Origin of the sequence: Sphaerisporangium dianthi, assembly GCF_042654065.1 — a bacterium.
Lineage (GTDB): Bacteria > Actinomycetota > Actinomycetes > Streptosporangiales > Streptosporangiaceae > Sphaerisporangium > Sphaerisporangium dianthi.
In genome coordinates, this window is sequence record NZ_JBHSFP010000007.1 from 299,478 (window position 1) to 318,793 (window position 19,316).

Annotated in this window: 17 protein-coding genes; 5 read left to right on the top strand and 12 right to left on the bottom strand. The window is 71.6% G+C overall.

Features of this window, described 5'->3' with window-relative positions:
• Positions 1-1,607: 1,607 nt before the first annotated feature.
• On the top strand, positions 1,608-2,306 hold the full coding sequence (locus ACFO60_RS14045; protein WP_380840580.1) for a protein phosphatase 2C domain-containing protein: 699 nt from the start codon (positions 1,608-1,610) through the stop codon (positions 2,304-2,306).
• A 132-nt stretch (positions 2,307-2,438) separates the two neighbouring features.
• Entirely contained in the window at positions 2,439-2,990 is a 552-nt protein-coding gene (locus ACFO60_RS14050; protein WP_380840581.1) for a GNAT family N-acetyltransferase, read from the top strand.
• On the opposite strand, the gene ACFO60_RS14055 is transcribed toward ACFO60_RS14050, so the two are convergent.
• Both ACFO60_RS14055 and ACFO60_RS14060 read right to left on the bottom strand, forming a co-directional pair.
• A complete protein-coding gene (locus tag ACFO60_RS14055; protein ID WP_380840582.1) occupies positions 2,987-4,252 on the bottom strand; it encodes a class I SAM-dependent RNA methyltransferase in 1,266 nt (421 codons plus the stop codon). The genes ACFO60_RS14050 and ACFO60_RS14055 overlap by 4 nt on opposite strands.
• Positions 4,249-6,261: an APC family permease gene (locus ACFO60_RS14060; protein WP_380840583.1), complete on the bottom strand. Its 2,013-nt coding sequence runs from the start codon at positions 6,259-6,261 to the stop codon at positions 4,249-4,251. The genes ACFO60_RS14055 and ACFO60_RS14060 overlap by 4 nt, the downstream gene beginning before the upstream one ends.
• Before the next feature lie 138 nt (positions 6,262-6,399).
• Here ACFO60_RS14060 and ACFO60_RS14065 point away from each other — a divergent pair, with 138 nt between their 5' ends.
• Both ACFO60_RS14065 and ACFO60_RS14070 read left to right on the top strand, forming a co-directional pair.
• Positions 6,400-7,068 carry a potassium channel family protein gene (locus tag ACFO60_RS14065; protein ID WP_380840584.1) on the top strand — a complete coding sequence of 223 codons (669 nt, stop codon included), beginning with the start codon at positions 6,400-6,402 and terminating at the stop codon, positions 7,066-7,068.
• The gene (locus tag ACFO60_RS14070) at positions 7,068-7,727 is read left to right on the top strand and encodes a potassium channel family protein (RefSeq protein WP_380840585.1); all 660 of its coding nucleotides are present in this window, start codon (positions 7,068-7,070) and stop codon (positions 7,725-7,727) included. The genes ACFO60_RS14065 and ACFO60_RS14070 overlap by 1 nt, the downstream gene beginning before the upstream one ends.
• 241 nt (positions 7,728-7,968) lie before the next feature.
• Here the strand turns inward: ACFO60_RS14070 and ACFO60_RS14075 are convergent, their stop codons facing one another.
• The 6 genes from ACFO60_RS14075 to valS form a co-directional block, all read right to left on the bottom strand.
• The gene (locus tag ACFO60_RS14075; RefSeq protein ID WP_380840587.1) at positions 7,969-8,646 is read right to left on the bottom strand and encodes a DUF3159 domain-containing protein; all 678 of its coding nucleotides are present in this window, start codon (positions 8,644-8,646) and stop codon (positions 7,969-7,971) included.
• 74 nt (positions 8,647-8,720) lie between these two features.
• On the bottom strand, positions 8,721-9,110 hold the full coding sequence (locus ACFO60_RS14080; RefSeq protein WP_380840589.1) for an OB-fold nucleic acid binding domain-containing protein: 390 nt from the start codon (positions 9,108-9,110) through the stop codon (positions 8,721-8,723).
• A 57-nt stretch (positions 9,111-9,167) separates the two neighbouring features.
• Positions 9,168-9,839, bottom strand: a complete 672-nt coding sequence (locus ACFO60_RS14085; RefSeq protein WP_380840590.1) for a DUF3710 domain-containing protein — start codon at positions 9,837-9,839, stop codon at positions 9,168-9,170.
• Between the two features lie 13 nt (positions 9,840-9,852).
• Positions 9,853-10,287: a dUTP diphosphatase gene (gene dut, locus ACFO60_RS14090; RefSeq protein WP_380840592.1), complete on the bottom strand. Its 435-nt coding sequence runs from the start codon at positions 10,285-10,287 to the stop codon at positions 9,853-9,855.
• Between the two features lie 195 nt (positions 10,288-10,482).
• Positions 10,483-11,706 (bottom strand): AI-2E family transporter, encoded by a 1,224-nt coding sequence (locus ACFO60_RS14095; protein ID WP_380840594.1) that lies wholly within the window; start codon positions 11,704-11,706, stop codon positions 10,483-10,485.
• Between the two features lie 160 nt (positions 11,707-11,866).
• Positions 11,867-14,434 (bottom strand): valine--tRNA ligase, encoded by a 2,568-nt coding sequence (gene valS, locus ACFO60_RS14100; protein WP_380840596.1) that lies wholly within the window; start codon positions 14,432-14,434, stop codon positions 11,867-11,869.
• A 78-nt stretch (positions 14,435-14,512) separates the two neighbouring features.
• On the opposite strand from valS, the gene ACFO60_RS14105 reads away from it, so the two are divergent.
• Positions 14,513-14,818 (top strand): DUF4235 domain-containing protein, encoded by a 306-nt coding sequence (locus ACFO60_RS14105; RefSeq protein ID WP_380840597.1) that lies wholly within the window; start codon positions 14,513-14,515, stop codon positions 14,816-14,818.
• 6 nt (positions 14,819-14,824) lie between these two features.
• Here the strand turns inward: ACFO60_RS14105 and ACFO60_RS14110 are convergent, their stop codons facing one another.
• The 4 genes from ACFO60_RS14110 to ACFO60_RS14125 form a co-directional block, all read right to left on the bottom strand.
• Positions 14,825-16,237 (bottom strand): alpha,alpha-trehalose-phosphate synthase (UDP-forming), encoded by a 1,413-nt coding sequence (locus tag ACFO60_RS14110; protein ID WP_380840599.1) that lies wholly within the window; start codon positions 16,235-16,237, stop codon positions 14,825-14,827.
• A gap of 284 nt (positions 16,238-16,521) precedes the next feature.
• Positions 16,522-17,343: a hypothetical protein gene (locus tag ACFO60_RS14115; RefSeq protein ID WP_380840601.1), complete on the bottom strand. Its 822-nt coding sequence runs from the start codon at positions 17,341-17,343 to the stop codon at positions 16,522-16,524.
• A 16-nt stretch (positions 17,344-17,359) separates the two neighbouring features.
• Entirely contained in the window at positions 17,360-17,659 is a 300-nt protein-coding gene (locus ACFO60_RS14120; protein WP_114029376.1) for a DUF4193 domain-containing protein, read from the bottom strand.
• Positions 17,660-17,933: 274 nt separating this feature from the next.
• Positions 17,934-19,316, bottom strand: a 1,383-nt coding sequence (locus tag ACFO60_RS14125) for a sensor histidine kinase (protein WP_380840602.1), incomplete at its 5' end; no start/stop codon positions are given.

Here is a 19,316-nt window from a genome sequence, read left to right on the forward strand (position 1 = left end):
TCGGCACCTGCCGCAGCAGGTGAATAAACGATAGCGACCCCGGCGAGCGCGCCGCCCAGCAGGGTTCGTCTCATCAATGTAGCCACTCTTCATTCTCTCTTCGAGAGCCTGGAACGAAGCACTCCCCCGCGCGGCTCTTTGCCAAGACAAGAATGTCGTTGAGCAAGCTTTTCCCGCCCGTCCTGACTTCCCGCCGGGCATCGCGGACTTCCCTGCCCGATCGGCCGGCGACCGTCACCACAAGCTCGTCATGTCGGCATTCGCGGCGCATTCCCCTTATTGTGCGGAATATCGGCCCGCGCGGCGCACGGCAGGGCTTCCACCTCGGACGCGGCCATCGAAGCGGCCGGAGACGATCACCCAACAGGGCCCAACCGGAAGAACTCCCGAAATCTCGGACTAACTGCCGCATAGTGGCAAGCAACGGACCGAGGACGTAGGCCCTGTTCGGGTAGCCGCCATTCTTACCGTTTCCTGGTCCTCGTTATGCCGTGGCTGCCGATGAATGCCGATCGCCGAATGCGACGATCTCGGTAGGTCGCGAGGCCTGTCACGAGATCCCCGCGAATCCACGGGTTGCCCAGCGGGTTCGGCCCGTGGGTTATCGGGGGAACCAAGAAGGGTTCGGGGATTCAGCATGATCCGAATGACGTTCGTCATCACGGCGGCCCTGGCGGGGCTGCCATTCTCTGCATTGACCGCCTCGGCGGACGCGGGCCGCCTCGCACCGGCCGCATCGGCGATGGCGCCGGCATCGTCCGCCGCGGCTTCGGCCCCCCGGACCGGGTGCTCGCCGATCGGCTGTGCCGGAATACTGTGCCCGCCCGGCTACGTCTGCGTGTACTCGCCCAAGCAGTGCTTCACCGTGCCCTGCCCGCAGTACGAATGCGTCCCCGCCGGAGGCGGCTACCCCACCATCACGCCTCCGTACGTCTACCCGTACCCGTATCCCCGGCCGTACCCGTATCCAAGGCCGTACCCGTACCCGTACCCCCGGCCGTACCCGTACCCCCGGCCGTACCCGCCCTATCCGAGGGCGATCCCCATTCCTCGTCCGCCGGCGACGGGGCCGCACGTGCTGCCACGAGCGGTGCCGGCCCTGCCGATCGTGCGTGACGCCCAGCGGCCGATCCAGCAGATCCCCGGCCGACCCGCTCCGGACAGAGCTCCTGGGATCTGGCCCGGCCCGCGTTAGCCTCCGGCCTCGCGGGCGCCCGCGCCGCCCGTCTCACGGCGGGGCCCCTGCCGCTCCAGCGGACCGGGGCCCTGCCGACCCAGCAGACCGGGGCTCCGGCCGACCCGGCAGACCGGGGCCCGCCGGCGATCCAGCGGACGGACGACGGCTCCGGCGCGGAAGGCGTGAATCTCAAGGCTCTCCGATCCTGCCCGATCCTCTGATCGGGCAGGCCGCCCTACCGGGCGGCGCCGGCCCATGATTCCGCCCGGCGCGACGGCTCGGCCCGCCTGGCGGCCTCGCCGTGGGGAGGGCATCATGGTGACCCGCCGGCCGTGAAGCGCCGCTCCCCCGTCTCCGGCCAGGGACTCCCTTGCACATCGCCTGCTCCACCGCGGCGGCGCCCGCTCCGGGCCGCCGTAACGAGGACTTCGTGATCGCCGGACCTGACTGGGTCGCCGTGCTGGACGGGGCCACGGCCGCGGCCGGGGTGGACTCCGGATGCCGCCACGATGTCGCCTGGTACGTCGCCCGGCTCGGCGCCGGGCTGGCGCGCGGGCTCGCCACCGAGCCGGACGCCGACCTGCGGCGGATCCTCGCCGCGGCGATCGGCGAGGCGACGGCCGCCCACGACGGCGCCTGCGACCTCCGAAACGCCGACTCGCCCTCGTCCACGGTGGCCATGGTCCGCCGGCGCGCCGAGATGCTCGACTACCTCGTGCTGTGCGACTCGCCGATCGTGCTGTGCGGCGTGGACGGCGTGGTCACGGTCATCGACGACGACCGCCTCGACCACCTCCCCGGCGGCCGGCCGTACAGCCTTGAGCTGGTCAGGTCGCTGCGCAACCGGCCGGGAGGGTTCTGGGTGGCCGGCGCGCGGCCGGAGGCGGCCGGCGAGGCGGTCCACGGCTCGGTCGAGGCCGCCGGGCTGAGCGGCGTCCTGCTGCTCACCGACGGCGTCACCCGGCTGGTCGAGTGGTACGGCCACACCTGGGAGCGACTGGTCGCGACCGCGGCCGAGGCCGGCCCCGGCGAGCTGATCGCCCAGGTGCGCGAGGCCGAACTGCGGCACGGCACGCCGCCCGGATCCAAGGCGCACGACGACGCCACGGCGGCATGGGCCTGGTGGTGAAGTCCCCACCCGCCGCCTTTACAAAGTAGGGACCGGTGGGCCGGTTGGGAGCGATCCGCGTTTCTGGGGGGCGTTGTCAGGCAGGGGAAAATTGATTGCTTCCGGGACGAGAGCTCATGTTGGGTTGGCAGCATGGCCGAACTGCGTACCGATCGCCTCATCCTGCGCCGATGGCGTGACTCCGACCTTGAACCGTGGGCGGCCATGAACGCCGATCCCGAAGTCCGGGAGCACTTGGGCGACCTGCTCACCCGCGAACAGAGCGATGCCTCCGTGTCGCGATTCCAGGCCGAGTTCGACCGGCGGGGCTACGGGTGGTGGGCGGTCGAGGTGGAGGCCACGGGCGAGTTCATCGGTTTCGCAGGCTTGGACGAAGTGGACGACGACATGCCGTTCACAGGAGTGGAGATCGGCTGGCGGCTCGCCCGCTCGGCCTGGGGCCAGGGCTACGCCACCGAGGCCGCGCTGACGGTCCTCGCCCACGGCTTCGACGCACTTGACCTGCCTGAGATCCTCGCTGTCACAACGGCCGCCAACCTTCGTTCCCAGGCGGTGATGCGCCGGATCGGCATGACCCGGGACCCGGCCGGCGACTTCGACGACCCCACCGAGCCCGAGGGGCCACTGCGTCCGAACGTGCTGTACCGCATCGCCCGTTTTGCACCACCGCTGGTCAGGGGCTAGATCGTGTCCTTGACCAGCAGCACCACGGTCTCGACGTGGTGGGTCATCGGGAAGGCGTCGAAGGCGCGCAGGTCGACGGCCGGGTAGCCGTGGTCGGCGAACCAGGACAGGTCGCGGGCCAGGGTGGCGGGGTCGCAGGAGACGTAGACGATGCGGGCGGCGTCCAGGCTCGCGACGCGGGCGACCACGTCGCGGCCGAGCCCGGTGCGCGGCGGGTCGGCGACCACCACGTCCGCCCGCTCGACGCCGAGCCGGTCGAGGGCGTCCTCGACCCGGCCGCGTTCGACCCGCGCGTGCGCCAGGTCGCGCAGGTTGTGGCGGGCGTCCTGCACGGCGCGCGCGTCGGACTCGATGCCGAGCACGGCCCCCTCGGGCCCGGTCGCCTCGGCCAGGGCGGCCGCGAACAGGCCGACGCCGCAGTAGAGGTCGAGCGCCCAGTCGCCCGGGCGGACGGCCGCGAACTCCAGCACGGCCTCCTGCAGCACGGCGGGCACGCCGGGGTGGACCTGCCAGAAGCCGCTGCCGGTGACGCGGAAGTCACGCCCGCCGGCCCGCTCGGTGAGCGCCGTGCGCCCCCGCACGGCGCGGGCCTGGCCGTGGCCCTCGTCGACCAGGACGTAGGCGTCGGCGCCGAGGTCGGGCACCGCGACCGTGCGGTGGGACCTCGGGGTGACGACGACCGCCCGCTCGCCCGTGGAGGTGGCGATGGCCTCGACGCCGCCGGCGCCGCGCCAGTCGGCCCGCTCGACGCCCACGCGCTCGACCTCGTGGTGGGCGATCAGGCAGGCGTCGATCGGCTCGATCTCGTGGGAGCGGTGGCGGCGCAGCCCGGGGACGCCCTCGGGGGTGACCGCGAACTGGACGCGGGTGCGCCAGCCGAGCCCCTTGGCGGCGCCGGGGACCTCTTCGACGTCGACCTTCATGTCGAGGCCGGCGAGCCGCTGGAGCTGCTCGGCGACGACCTCGCCCTTGAGGCGGCGCTGGGCGTCCAGGGTGGCGTGCTGCCAGTCGCAGCCGCCGCAGCGGCCGGGGCCGGCGAACGGGCACGGCGGGGTCACCCGGTCGGGGGACGCGTCGAGGATCTCGACGGCGTCGGCCCGCAGGAACCGCGTGGTCTCTTCGGTGACCTCGGCGAGCACGCGCTCGCCCGGCAGGGCGTGGCGGACGAAGACCACCCGGCCCTCGTGTCTGGCGACGCACCATCCCCCGTTGGCGACACGCTCAACGTTGAGTTCGATCGGCACTCCGGTCCCCCCGCTCACGTCTGCACCTGGTCATCCTTACGTGCCACAGCGTATGGCCGGCGGACCGAGCCGGGAGCGAACGACTCCGGCCGGCCCTTGAGCCGGTCGGAGGAGGCCAGCTGCCAGGGAACGCTGGTGACCATCACGCCGGGCTGGAAGAGAAGCCTTCCCTTCAGCCGCAGCGCACTCTGGTTATGAAGAAGATGTTCCCACCAGTGGCCCACGACATACTCGGGGATGAACACGGTGACGACATCGCGCGGCGAGCGGCGGCGCAGGCTCTTGACGTACTCGAGCACCGGGCGGGTGATCTCGCGGTAGGGCGAGTCGAGGATCTTCAGCGGCACCGGGATGCCCCGCTGCTCCCAGTCGTCCTGCAGCTGGCGGGCCTCGTCGGGGTCGACCGCGACGCTGATCGCCTCCAGGGTGGAGGGGCGGGTGGCGCGGGCGTACGACAGGGCCCGCAGCGTCGGCTTGTGGATCTTGGACAGCACGACGATGGCGTGGTTCCTCGCCGGGAGCATGGACTCGACGACCTCGTGGTCCTCCGGGACGGTCAGCTCGGTGGCCACGTTGTCGTAGTGGCGCCGGATGCCGCGCATCATCACGAACAGCACGGCCATGGCCGCGCAGGCGATCCACGCGCCGTGGGTGAACTTGGTGACCAGGACGACCACCAGCACCAGGCCGGTCACCGCCGCGCCGAAGCCGTTGATCACCCTGGACCGCTGCATCTGCGCGCGCTTCTTGGCGTCGTCCTCGGTGCGCAGCAGCCGGTTCCAGTGCCGCACCATGCCGATCTGGCTGATCGTGAACGACACGAACACGCCGACGATGTAGAGCTGGACGAGACGGGTGGTCTCGGCGTGGAAGGCGTAGATCAGCAGCCCGGCCATGGTGGCCAGGATGACGATGCCGTTGCTGAAGGCCAGGCGGTCGCCGCGCGTGTGGAGCTGGCGCGGCAGGTAGCGGTTCTGCGCGAGCACCGAGGCGAGCACCGGGAAGCCGTTGAAGGCGGTGTTGGCGGCGAGCACGAGGATCAGCGCGGTCATCGCCGTGATGAAGTAGAAGGCGGGGGGGAAGTTGCTGAAGACCGTCTCGGCGACCTGCGCGATCACCGGCCCCGGGTTCTCGACCGGGTTGCCCGAGCGGTCGAGCAGGGTGCTGCCCACCGAGGGATCGGCGAACTTGGCCCCCGAGATGTAGGCCAGGGCGGTGATGCCGGAGAACATGGTCGCGGCGATCACGCCGAGCGCCAGCAGCGTGTTGGCGGCGTTCTTGCCCTTCGGCTTCTTGAAGGCCGGGACGCCGTTGCTGATGGCCTCCACGCCGGTGAGCGCGGCGCAGCCGGAGGAGAAGGCGCGCAGCAGCAGGAAGATCAGGGCGAAGCCGCCGATGCCGACGCCCTCGCCGGTGACCGTGTAGCCGGCCGTCGGGGCGACCAGGTCGGCGCCGAGCGCCAGCCGCACCCCGCCCCAGATCATCAGGCCGAAGATGCCGAGCATGAAGGCATAGGTGGGGACGGCGAACGCCAGCCCCGACTCTCTGATGCCCCGCAGGTTCATGACGGTCAGCAGGGCGACGATGATGACCGCCGCGCCGACCTTGTGCCCGGCCAGGAAGGGCACCGCCGCGGCGAGGTTCTCGACGCCGGAGGAGACCGACACCGCGACGGTCAGCACGTAGTCGACCATCAGCGCGCTGGCGACGACCAGGCCCTGGTTGGACCCGAGGTTCTCGGTCGCGACCTCGAAGTCGCCGCCGCCGCTGGTGTACGCCCGCACGTTCTGCCGGTAGGACGCGACGACCGTCAGCAGGATGACGACGACGGCGAGCGCGATCCACGGGGTGAAGTGGTAGGCCGCGAGCCCGGCGATGCCGAGCGTGATGAGGATCTCCTGCGGGGCGTACGCCACCGAGGAGAGCGCGTCGCTCGCGAACACCGGCAGCGCGATGCGCTTGGGCAGCAACTGCTCGTGAGCCTGGGCACTGCGCAGCGCCCGTCCCACAAGTAGCCGCTTGACCATATCTGCAACCTTGACCACGAGTGACGATGCTAGTCCTCAGGTGCGGTGCGCATCACATGGCGCTCCCAGAACCGGCCATACTTGGCCTGGTAGCTGTATAACGTCCAGTTGCCGCCTCGATGCCAACGGCGGGGGAGCATGCACATCGTCATCATGGGATGCGGCAGGGTCGGATCGACTCTCGCCCACATCCTCGAGGACAGCGGCCACTCGGTCGCGATCATCGACAGGGACCCTCAGGCGTTCCGGCGGCTGCGTGCGGGGTTCCGCGGGCGCCGCGTCACCGGCGTCGGCTTCGACCGCGACGTGCTGGAGGAGGCCGGCATCGAATCGGCCGCCGCGTACGTCGCGGTCAGCAGCGGCGACAACTCCAACATCATCTCCGCGCGCGTCGCGCGTGAGACGTTCGGCGTGGACAACGTGGTCGCCCGCATCTACGACTCGCGCCGGGCCGAGGTGTACCAGCGTCTCGGCATCCCGACGGTGGCGACCGTCCGGTGGACGGCCGACCAGATCCTGCGGCGGGTGCTGCCCGAGGGCGCCGAGCCGCTGTGGCGCGACCCCACCGGCACCGTGACGCTCGCCGAGGTGGCCTACCACCACGGGTGGATCGGCACCCGCACCAAGAAGGTGCAGGAGCTCGCGGCCACCCGGGTCGCGTTCGTCAACCGCATGGGCGAGGCTCTGCTGCCCAAGGAGGACATGGTGCTCCAGGAGGGCGACCTCCTTCACGTGATCGCCGCCGACACCGACATGGACAGGATCAACAAGGTGCTGTCCGCGGCGCCCGAGGAGGAGTCCCACTGATGCGCGTCACGATCGCGGGCGCGGGGGCGGTCGGCCGGTCCATCGCCGCCGAGTTGCTGGAGAACGGCCACGAGGTCCTGCTCGTCGACGCCGATCCGAGGGCCATCAAGATCGACAGCGTGCCCCAGGCCGAGTGGCTGCTCGCGGACGCGTGCGAGATCTCCTCGCTGGACGAGGCGGGTCTGAACGCCTGCCACGTGGTGATCGCCGCCACCGGCGACGACAAGGTCAACCTCGTGGTCTCGCTGCTGGCCAAGACCGAGTACGGCGTCCCCCGGGTGGTGGCCCGCATCAACCACCCGAAGAACGAGTGGCTGTTCAACGAGTCGTGGGGCGTGGACGTCGCGGTGTCCACTCCGCGCCTGCTGTCGGCGCTGGTCGAGGAGGCCGTCAGCGTCGGCGACCTGGTGCGGCTGATGACCTTCCGGCAGGGTCAGGCGAACCTGGTGGAGCTGACGCTTCCCGAGGACGCCCCGGTCGTCGGCCAGCGGGCCGGCTCGGTGCCCTGGCCGCAGGACTCCGCGCTGGTGGCGATCCTGCGCGAGGGGCGGGTGCTGGTGCCCTCGGACGACGATCCGCTGGAGGCCGGGGACGAGTTGCTGTTCGTGGCCAGCCAGGAGGTCGAGGGAGAGCTGGCGCAGCTTCTGTCGCCGCACTGAGGGCTCATCGCCGGCCCGCGCTCCCCCGCCCGTCGTGCGGGCGCCGGCCTCCGGACGGCCGCGCACCCGCGAGGAGCGCGGCCGTCCGCCTGCCGGTCAACGGCGCGCGTCGCGAGAGGCGTGGCCGTCCGCCTGCCGATCACAGGCACGCGGACGAGCCTGCCGATCACAGGCGCGGGCGAGCCTGCCGGTCGAGGGCGCGCGGGGCGGGAGGCGAGCGCCGGGACCCGCGGCCCGGGGATCAGGTGCCCGCGGCCGGTGGCGCCGACGAGATCGGGGTGCGGCCCCGGGCCAGCACCCAGACCATGGCGCCGAGCCCGGCGACCTGGAGCGGCCAGCCGAGCGCGATCTTCGCCACCCCGAGCGCGGCGACCTGGTTGGAAAGGTACAGCGGGAACTGCACGGCCACCCGCAGCAGGCACGGGAGGATGAGCAGCCAGGTCAGGCGCGAGCAGAGCCGGACGATGCCGGGGTCGCGCCGCCACCCGGTCGGGTCGCCGGTCACCGAGCCGATGAGGAAGCCGACCACCGGCCAGCGGACGACGATGGACAGCGTCATGGCGGCGGCGTATCCCGCGTTGTAGACGAGGCCCGGCACGAAGACGTCCTTGGCCTCGCCCGTGCGCGAGGCGAACAACGCGCCGATGCCGATGCCGACGAGGCTGTTGAGCACGAACTGCGGCGTCGAGCGCTGCGCCAGCCGCACCACCAGCAGCAGGACGGCCGCGCCGATGCTGATGAACAGCGAGGTCTTGAGCTGCTCGGTGACGATCCAGCAGACGGTGAAGGCGACCGTCGGCACGGCCGCCTCGACGATGCCCCGAACGCCGCCGAGCGCTTTGGCGAGTTGCGCGCGGATGGCGGCCTCGACGGTGTCGTGCGCGGCCGCCTCCTGAGCCGTCTCGGCGGAGGCGCTCATCGGTGCGCTCCCGGCGCGGTCGCGCCCTTCGGCGGCTGCATGGTCATGGGTCTCCTCGCCTGGGGGAACCGTGGTCACTGGCCGCTCGCCGGCCGCAGCTCGTAGCGAGGGTTGAACATCACCTTACGGCCGTCCTGGACGCTGACGAGCCCTTCGGCGCGCACCACCCGGCCCGGCTCGATGCCGATGATCTTCCGCCTGCCCAGCCACACCAGGTCGATCACGTCCGACCCGTCGTACAGCTCGGCCTCCAAGGACGGCGCGCCGCCCCGGGGGCGCAGCGTCACCGTGCGGAGCGTGCCCGCCACGCAGAACCTCCTGCGCTGGCCGCAGGAGGCGATGGGCGTCGCCCCGTACTGGTCGAGGTCCTCCTGGAGCTCCGCGGCCTCCAGCTCGGCCTGGCTGGTCGTCAGCCGCCGCAGGAACCCACGCAGCCCCCGTTTGACGGGCTCTGCCGTACTCATCTGCCGTTCAACTCCTCGCGAGCCCTGTGGTCTGGACCATCCTGCCCGCAGCTTACGTCAGCGAAGCTCGCTGATCTCAGGCCCGCGCTGGAACGGATTGAGGTCGGGCCGGCCCTCGGCCTGCTGCTCGACGGCCTGGCGCGCCTCGGCGGGCAGCCTCAGCTCGATCGGCTCCTTGGGCGCCATGGGCAGGTCGCCGCGGACCACCACGATGTCGCGGATGACGTCCTCGAGAGTCTTGGCGGCGTCGGCGTCGGCGATGGCGCGGCCGCTGATGACGCCCCGCAGGAACCAGCGCGGCCCGTCGACGCCGATGAACCGGACGGGCTGGACGGCGCCGTCCTGGTCGATCTCGGCGGCCAGCTCGGCGCCGAAGGGGCCTTCCTGCTGCCGGCAGGCGCCCCCCGCCGCGGTCAGCTCGCGAGACAGCTCGCCGCGGACCTCCTCCCAGATGCCGCTCTTCTTGGGAGCGGCGAACGCGTGCACCTGCAGGGCGCTCTCTTCGACGAGCACGACGGCGCCCACGATCTGCTCTCCGGCGACGTTGAGCTGGATCTCGAACCCGGGGCCGATGGGCAGCCGCACGCCGCCCAGGTCGACCCGCTCGGTCTCGGGGTGGGGCTCGTCGGCGTCCCACGGTCCCGACTCGCGGACGGGGGCCTGCGCGTCGGCGGCCTGTGCCGTCTCCTCTTGCTCCGCATGACGGCGGCGTCGGAACACTTCGTTCACACTCCTTTTCGACTTATCGGCCGGTGGAGCCGAACCCGCCGGCGCCGCGCGCCGAGCCGGGAAGCCGCTCCACCTCGTAGAAAGCTGCCTTCTCCACCCGCTGGACGACGAGCTGGGCGATACGGTCGCCCCGCCGGAAGCGCACGGCGTCCTTGGCGTCGGTGTTGATCAGCGTCACCTTGATCTCGCCGCGGTACCCGGCGTCGACCGTGCCGGGCGCGTTGACGAGCGTGACGCCGAAGCGCGCCGCGAGCCCGGAACGGGGGTGCACGAAGGCGGCGTACCCGTCGGGCAGCGCGATCGCCACGCCGGTGCCCACGACGGCCCGCTCGCCCGGCAGCAGCTCGACGTCCGCCGCGGCGTGCAGGTCGGCTCCCGCGTCTCCCGGGTGGGCGTACGACGGCAGCGGGAGCTCGGGGTCGAGTCGCTGGATCAGCACCTCGATCATGGATTCACCTCGTGGTCGTGGAGCCGCGCTCGGCTGACGTCGATGTGACCTCGCCCGCCGGACCGCAGGACGCCAACCCGGGCCGGCACGCCGGCCCGGCGGCCCGCGGGCGCGCGAGCCGGGCCCTCAGCCTCAAGGTACGCCCTGAAGCGTGCCGGGGCCGAACGGGCGAGCAAGGTGTCACGAACGGAGACCTTACCGGCTGTGCTGCGGCGACACGTCCTCCCCCGCGCCGGGCGCCCGCCCGGCCGCGGGCCCGGGCGGCTCGGACGCGTGGGACGGGCCTTCGGAACCCGGCCGGAGCCGCTCGCCGGAGCCCGGCCGACGCGGCGCGGGCGCCTGTCCGGAGCCGGGGCCCGGCCCCTCGGGCGCCGGCTCGTGGGGCGCGGCGGGCGGCAGCTCGCGCGGGTGCCTGCGCAGCTCGGGCAGGGCCCGGTAGACCACCGCAGCGACCGGCACCGCGATCGCCGCGCCGGCGATGCCGCCGAGGATGCCGCCGACCGCCAGCACCAGGATGATCGCGAGAGGGTGGAACTTCACCGCCCGCCCGACGATCATCGGCTGGAGCACGTGGTTCTCCAGCTGCTGCTCGACGACGAGGATGCCGACGAAGACCAGGGCGAGGATCGGCCCCTGTGCGCCGAGCGTCACCAGGGCGGCCAGGCCCCCGGCGATGAAGATGCCGATGATCGGGATGAAGCTCGCCAGGAAGACCAGGACCGCGAGCGGCGCCCACAGCGGCACCCTCATGGCGAACAGCACGATGCCGATGATCATGCCGTGGATGGCGGCCACGATGACCGTGCCGTGGATGTACTGCGAGAGGGTGTGCCAGGCGGCGCGGCCGGCGCGGTCGACCCGGGGCGAGGCCGAGCCGAAGGCGCGCAGGAACCACGACCAGATGCGGTCGCCGTCCTTGAGCAGGAAGAAGGTGACGAACAGCAGCAGCACGATCGAGGCGAGCACCTCGATGAAGGCCGCCGCGGTGGACAGCAGCGTGCTGGTGATGGCGCTGCGCTGTTCGTTGACCTGCTTGACGATCTCGTCGACCATGCCGGTGAGCTGGGCCTGCTTGAGGTGGAACGGTCCGGTCAGCAGCCAGCCCTGCACCTCGCGTGCGGTCTTCTGGATCTGCTCGACCAGCCCGGGGAACTCGTCGTTGGCGCGCGTGCCGATGATGAAGCCGACGGCGACCAGGACGGCGAACCCGAACAGCATGGTGATCCACGTCGCCCAGATGGGGCGCAGGCCCGCCTTGCGCAGCCGGTCGGTGAGCGGGAAGAGCAGGGCGGTCAGCAGCAGCGCGACCGCCAGCGGCAGCGCCACGAAGCTCAAGCGCACGATGATCTGCGCCGAGAAGTAGATCACCACGCCGAGGACGATCAGCCGCCAGCTCCAGGCCGCCAGGGTCGACAGCACCGGTGGCACGCTGCGCCCGTCAGTCTCCCGTTCAGCGATCACTTCTACAGACTGGCATGTCAGGCGGCCGAACGCGCGCACGTTGCGGCCGGGTTCAAGCGATGCCCCGCTTTCTCCCCCACCTCGACCACCCGATATGCCCCTTATGTAGGGGAAGGCCCTACTCGGCGGCCACCGCGGCCAGGGTGACGCTGACGCTCAGCTCGCCGTCACCCGGTTCGAGGACGAACTCACCCACCGTCCCCGCCGCGCACAGGTCGTCCTTCGCGCGCCGCACCGTCTCGGCGGCGGCGCCGCCGACCGCGAGCCGCGCCACCTCGGCCCGCATGGACAGCCTGGCCGAGGACTTGGCCTTGCGGATCTCGCGGAGCACCTCGGACACGGCGGCCAGGACCTCCGGATCGCCGGCGGCGTCCAGCTCACCGGCCGACGGCCAGGAGGCGCGGTGCACCGAGCCCTGCCGCCACCAGGACCAGACCTCCTCGGTGACGAACGGCAGGAACGGCGCGAACAGCCGCAGCATCACCTGCAACGCCCGCCGCAGCGCGGCGCGCGCCGACAGCGCCCCGGCGTCCGCCCCGTAGGCGCGGGCCTTGACCAGCTCGAGGTAGTCGTCGCAGAACTCCCAGAAGAACCGCTCGGCGGCCTCCAGCGCGCGGGTGTACTCGTAGGACTCGAAGGCCGCCGTGGCCTCCTCCACGACCGTGGCCAGCCGCGCGAGCATCGACCGGTCGAGCGCCTCGGTCACCTCGCCGTCGGCATCGGCATCGGGGCCGGCGTCGCCCAGGCCCAGCACGAACTTGGAGGCGTTGAGGATCTTGATGGCCAGGCGGCGGCCGACCTTGATCTGGCCGGTGTCGAAGGCCGTGTCGGTGCCCGGGCGCCCGCCGGCGGCCCAGTAGCGCACCGCGTCGGAGCCGTACTCGCGCAGCAGGCCCATGGGCGTGACGACGTTGCCCTTGGACTTGGACATCTTCTTGCGGTCGGGGTCGAGGATCCAGCCGGAGATCGCGGCCTCGCGCCAGGGCAGCACGCCGCTCTCGAGGTGCGCCCTGACCACCGAGGCGAACAGCCACGTGCGGATGATCTCGTGGGCCTGCGGCCGCAGGTCCATGGGGAAGACCCGCCGGTACAGGTCGTCGTCGCGCTCCCAGCCCGAGACGATCTGCGGGGACAGCGAGGAGGTCGCCCAGGTGTCCATGACGTCGGGGTCGGCGGCGAAGCCGAACGGCTTGCCCCGCTGCTCCTCGGCGTAGCCGGGCGGCACGTCGCTCGCGGGATCGACCGGCAGGACGCTCTCGGGCGGCACGATCGGCGCGTCGTGGATGGGCTCGCCCTCGGAGTCCAGCGGGTACCAGACGGGGATGGGCACGCCGAAGAACCGCTGGCGGGAGATCAGCCAGTCGCCGGCCAGGCCCCGCACCCAGTTCTCGTAGCGGACCCGCATGTGCGGAGGGTGCCAGCGCAGCTCGCCGCCGCGTTCGAGCAGCGCCTGCCGCAGCCCGGCGTCCCGGCCGCCGTTGCGGACGTACCACTGGCGGGTGGTGACGATCTCCAGCGGCCGGTCGCCCTTCTCGTAGAACTTGACCGGACGGGAGATCTTGCGGGGCTCGCCCTCGATCTCGCCCGACTCGCGGAGCATCTCGACGATGCGCTCGCGGGCCGAGTGGGTGGTCCTGCCGGCCAGCTCGGCGTACGTGCCGGCCGGGACGCTCTCGGGCGGCTCGGCCAGCATGCGGCCGTCCCAGCCGATCACCGGCCGCGTCGGCAGGTCGAGCTCGCGCCACCAGACGACGTCGGTGACGTCGCCGAAGGTGCAGATCATCGCGATGCCCGAGCCCTTGTCGCGCTCGGCCAGCCGGTGGGCGAGCACCGGCACGTGGACGCCGAACAGCGGCGTGCGCACCGTCTTGCCGAACAGCGGCTGGTAGCGCTCGTCGTCGGGGTGGGCGACCAGGGCCACGCAGGCCGGGATCAGCTCGGGGCGGGTGGTCTCGATGTGCACGCCCTCGGCGTACGCGGTGCCGGGGACGCCGCCGAACCGGACGCGGTGGAAGGCGCCCGGCCACTCGCGGTCCTCCAGCTCGGCCTGGGCGACGGCCGTGCGGAAGGTCACGTCCCACAGGGTCGGCCCCTCGGCCACGTACGCCTCGCCGCGCGCCAGGTTGCGCAGGAACGCGCGCTGCGAGGCGGCGCGGGAGGCCCCGTCGATCGTGGCGTAGGTCAGCGACCAGTCGACCGAGAGCCCCAGATGCCGCCACAGCTCCTCGAAGGCCTTCTCGTCCTCCTTCGTGAGGCGCTCGCACAGCTCGATGAAGTTGCGCCGCGAGACGGGGACCTGGCGCTTGGCGTCGGGCTTGTCAGGCGGCAGGAAACCCGGGTCGTAGGGCAGCGAGGGGTCGCAGCGCACGCCGAAGTGGTTCTGCACGCGGCGCTCGGTGGGCAGGCCGTTGTCGTCCCAGCCCATGGGGTAGAAGACCTCACGTCCGCGCATGCGCTGGAAGCGGGCGATCGTGTCGGTGTGGGTGTAGGAGAAGACGTGGCCGACGTGCAGGGCGCCCGAGACGGTCGGCGGCGGCGTGTCGATCGAGTAGACCTGCTCGCGCGTCTTGGCGCGGTCGAAGCGGTAGGTGCCCTCGGCCTCCCAGCGCGATACCCATACCGGCTCCAGGCCATCGAGAGAGGGCCTTTCGGGAACGGTGGCATGGCGCGGTGGCTCTTGGGTCATGGCGCCCAATGGTATGGCGTCACGCCGCCCCTCCGCACAAAGGGCTAGGGTTCATCTAGATCGACGAGGGGAGAGGTCATGGCCGGATCAGACGAGGCCGAGAAGCCCGACATGGCGTGGCGGCTCATCGGCGCTGTCGTCGCGCTGGGCGTCGGATACGCCACCCGCAAGGCCATCGAGTTCGGCTGGCGGAAGACCACGGGCAAGAAGCCCCCGGCCGACCCCAACTCGCTGGAGACCGGTCTCGCCGAGGCGGTCGGCTTCGCGGTGGTGCTCGGCGTGGGCATGGAGGTCGCCCGCATCGTGGCGACCCGCTCGGCCCACAAGAGGTATCAGGCGTGGAAGGCCATCCCCGAGAAGGCCGAGCGCGTCATCAAGTCGTAGGACGGGTCAGCGCTCCAGCGCCGCCAGGAACTCCCCCGCCCACCGGTCGACGTCATAGGTGGCGACGCGGCGGCGCATGGAGCGCATCCGCCGCGACAGCTCGTGCGGGGTCGCCCGCATGGCGGCGACCATCTGCCGCTTGAGCCCTTCGACGTCGTAGGGATTGACCAGGTAGGCGTGCTTGAGCTCGTCGGCCGCGCCCGCGAACTCGCTGAGCACGAGCGCGCCCCGCAGGTCGTGCCGGCAGGCGACGTACTCCTTGGCGACCAGGTTCATGCCGTCGCGCAGCGGCGTCACCACCATGACGTCGGCGGCGCAGTACAGCGCGGCCAGCTCCTCACGGTCGTAGGACTGGTGGAAGTAGTTCACGGGCGGGACGCCCAGCACCCCGTGCAGGCCGTTGACGCGCCCGACCCGCAGCTCGATCTCGTCGCGCAGGTGGCGGTAGGTCTCGACGCGCTCGCGGCTGGGCGTGGCGATCTGGACGAACACCGCCTCGCCCGGGCTGATCGTCTTGTCGGCGAGCAGCTCGCCGAACGCCTTCAGGCGCTGGCCGATGCCCTTGGTGTAGTCGAGGCGGTCGACGCCGAGCAGGACGTGCTCGGGCTCGCCCAGCTCGGCGCGGATCTCCTTGGCGCGGGCCAGGATGTGCGGCTCGCGCACCAGTGAGTCCAGCTCGCCGAAGTCGACGGAGATCGGGAACGCCTCGGCGCGGACGGTGCGGTCGCCGACGAAGATCTCCTGGCGCTGGTTCTGCAGGCCCAGCTGGCGCCGGCACAGCCGGATGAAGTTGGAGGCGCCGCCGGGCCGCTGGAAGCCCACCAGGTCGGCGCCGAGCAGGCCCTCGAGGATCTCGCGCCGCCACGGGAGCTGCCAGAACAGCTCGGCGGGCGGGAACGGGATGTGCAGGAAGAAGCCGATGCGCAGGTCGGGACGCAGGGCCCTGAGCATCGAGGGGACGAGCTGGAGCTGGTAGTCCTGGACCCAGACGACGGCGTTCTCGGCGGCGGCGTCGGCCGCCGCCCGCGCGAACCTCTCGTTGACGGCGCGATAGGCGTCCCACAGCACGCGGGAGAAGACCGGCGTGGCCACCACGTCATGGTAGAGCGGCCACAAGGTCGCGTTGGAGAACCCCTCGTAGTACATCTCGACCTCGCCCGCCGAGAGCGGGACGGGGATGAGGCTCATGCCGTCGTGCTCGAAGGGCTTGAGCTCCTCGTCCGGAGCGCCGTGCCAGCCCAGCCATGCGCCGTCGCGACGCTGCATCACGGGCGCGATCGCCGTGACCAGACCCCCTGGACTGCGCCGCCAGCTGGCGGTGCCGTCCGCCGCGATTGTCCTGTCCACGGGCAACCGGTTCGCGACGATCAGAAATGAGCTGCGCACACGTCCTCCCTCGCTCCCATGTGATCGGTTCATGACCACCTTACGAAACGGGGTGTGGCTCTCTGTACGTGGCCTCGGGTGGCGGACGACGCCAGGGGAGGAAGGGCACGAAGGGGAGGGAGAGGACACCGGGCCGTCGCGGGGTCACGGCGAGGCGCGCGGGAATGCCGGGAGTCGCGGAATCACGGAGTCACGGGGGCGGAGGCCGGGGAGGCGGATGGGAGGCCCCGGGCGCCTTGGACCGGGGAGGCAGATGGGAGATCCCGGGCCGGGGAGGCCGGAGATGGTGGCGAGGTCGCGGTGAAGGGAGGTGATGGTCAGTCGGGAGCCGGAAGGGCTCGCTGGCGCTGGAGATCGGCCCGCACCGCCTGCGCGAGGCGCTTGGTGGCGGCCATGTTGAGCGCGCCTCCGGCGACCGCGCCGGTCAGGAAGGGACCGAAGGTGGTCAGGTGGCGGCCGAGCGTGCGCATCAGCCGGTTGCGCAGGGCTGCCTTGGCCGCGGCGCCGAGGGCCACCTGCACCGATGTCGGCGCCATGGGATCGACCCCCCGCTGCTTGGACCAGGCGACCGTGAACGCCATCGCCCGCTGGCTGCCGGTGCCCGGCACCTGGACGCCGTACACCTCGTAGAGCTCGGCGATGAGCTTGACCTCGACGGCGGCGACCACGAGCGTCTCGGCCACCAGCTGCGCGGGCGCCGACAGCAGCAACGGCGGTGCGGCGAACTCGGCCGCCGCCAGCACGCCGCCGACCGCGCCGACCGCCATGGTCGCCTTGCCGGCGGTGCGGACGAGGTCGTCGGCCAGGGCGTCCCCGGTGAGGCCGTAGTGGTGCTCCTGGAGTGTCGCCAGGTCGCGTATCGGCAGCCGCGGCGCGATGGCGGCGAACATGTCGGCGAGCCAGCGGCCCCGGGCGACGCCGGACCTGCGCGCCCGCCTCTGGGCCGTCACCAGCGCCCCGCTGAGGCGGCCGAGCAGCCGTCGCCGCTCGGCCCCGTCAATGTCGCCCCCGCCGGAAAGCCTGCCGACGATCTCGGCGACCTCCGCGGTCTCGGCTTCCGCTTCGATCTTCGGCCCCGGGGCCGGGGACTCCGGCCGCCCAGGCTCGTCCTGCGGTGTTCGATCCGTTCCAGATGTCACGGACCCTCCAAGAGTTCTAGGCGGCGCATTCCCTGCAGATCTGCTGCCCGCCCTTGTCAGAGGCGAGCTGGCTGCGGTGATGCACCAGGAAGCAGCGCGAGCAGGTGAACTCGTCCGCCTGCCTGGGGATCACCCGGAGCGAGAGCTCCTCGTTCGACAGGTCTGCACCGGGAAGCTCGAGCGACTCGGCCAGATCGGTCTCGTCGATGTCGATGCTGCCGGAGGACTTGTCGGTCCTGCGCGCCTGCAACTCCTGGAGGCTGTCCTCACTCAGGTCGTCGTCGGTCTTGCGCGGGCTGTCGTAATCGGTGGCCATTTGCGTATTCATCCCCCTCATCTATTGGTGCGCGTCGCGCGCCGCGCGTCTCTAACGTCTGGGCGATCCATCTTGTGCCCGCATCTCTCGGGGAATTTTGCAATCGGTACCCCGTCGGAACGGTCGACGAACCTCCTTACACGTGAGGGACTTGCCGCCTTCGCCACCGGGTTAGCCAAATATGGCGAAAACCTAAGCATTGGCGACAGGACCCACCGTGTTCGACGGCACATCCAACCACATGTCTGGCGTGAACGAGACGCCCCCCGCCGTATCAGCCCGCCGGAAGCCTCACCGTCATCACGAGTCCCCCGCCTTCCCTCGGGATCGCCTTCACAGTCCCTTGGTGAGCGCGGACGACCGCGCGCACGATGGACAGCCCGAGCCCCGCGCCGCGCGCGGATTCCACGCGGTCGGAGTGCAGGCGCCTGAACGGCTCGAACAGGTCGTCCACCTCGTAGGCGGGAACGTGCGGCCCGGTGTTGGCCACCTGAACAACCGGAGTGCCGTCCACCATTCCCGTGCGCAGCCAGACTTCTCCGTTCTCGGGGACGTTGTGCTTGATCGCGTTCTCCACCAGGTTGGCGACGAGGCGTTCGAGCAGGACCGGGTCGCCCATCGTCGGGGCGGGACGCAGGTCGGAGTGCACGCTCACCCCCGTCTCGCCGGCGAAGGAGGCGTGCTGCTCCACCACCGTCTGGCCGACGTCGCGCAGATCGACGGGCTTGCGGGTCGCGAGCTCGCGTTCGCTGCGGGCGAGCAGCAGCAGCCCCTCGATGAGGTGCTCGTTCCTGGCGTTGGTGCCGAGCAGGGTGCGTCCCAGGACCTTCAGGTCCTCCGAGGCGCGCGAGTCGCCGAGCGCCACCTCAAGGACCGTGCGGTTGATCGCGAGCGGCGTGCGCAGCTCGTGGGAGGCGTTGTCGACGAAGCGCCGCTGGGCGTCGAAGGCCCGGTTGAGCCGGGTGAGCATCGCGTCGAAGGTGTCGGCGAGCTCCTTGATCTCGTCGTCGGGGCCGCTCTGCAGGTCGATGCGCTCGTGGGCGAGCGAGGTCTCCGACAGCCGCCGGGCCGTCGCGGTCATCTTCTGGATGGGGCGCAGGGCGCGATCGGCCACGAAGTAGCCCACCACCAGCGCCAGGATGCCCACCCCTCCGAGTGCCAGCAGCGATCTGACCAGCAGATGGTGCCGCGCGGCGACGATGGTGTCGGCGCGGAAGTTCGCCCATCTGTCCTGGATGGAGGCCGCCACGGAGGGATCGAGATCGTCCAGCGAGAACGGGAAGGCGGGCCAGGAGTCCCAGATCGCCTTGCCGACGAAGGAGTAGATCACGAAGAGCAGCAGCGCGCCCGCCGCGAAGAACAGGGCGCCGTAGGTCAGCGTCAACCGCACGCGGATGCTCATGCGGTCGGTGAGCCGCCTCAGCCGCGCGAGGAGGTCCTCGGCGACCGGGTGGGGGGCGAACGGCGGCGGGCCGTCCCAGGCGGGCGGGCCGCTGGGCGGCGGCGGCGCGGACTTCGGGCGGAACGGGTGGCGGGCGCTCTCGACCGTGGGCTGGTCGCTGCGCCGGCCGGCCGCGCCGCCCGTCCGGGCGGCAGTCTTCTGGCCGGGGCCCGGATCGGCGGGGCCGGACGCGGCCGGCCGCGCGCCCCCGGCGCC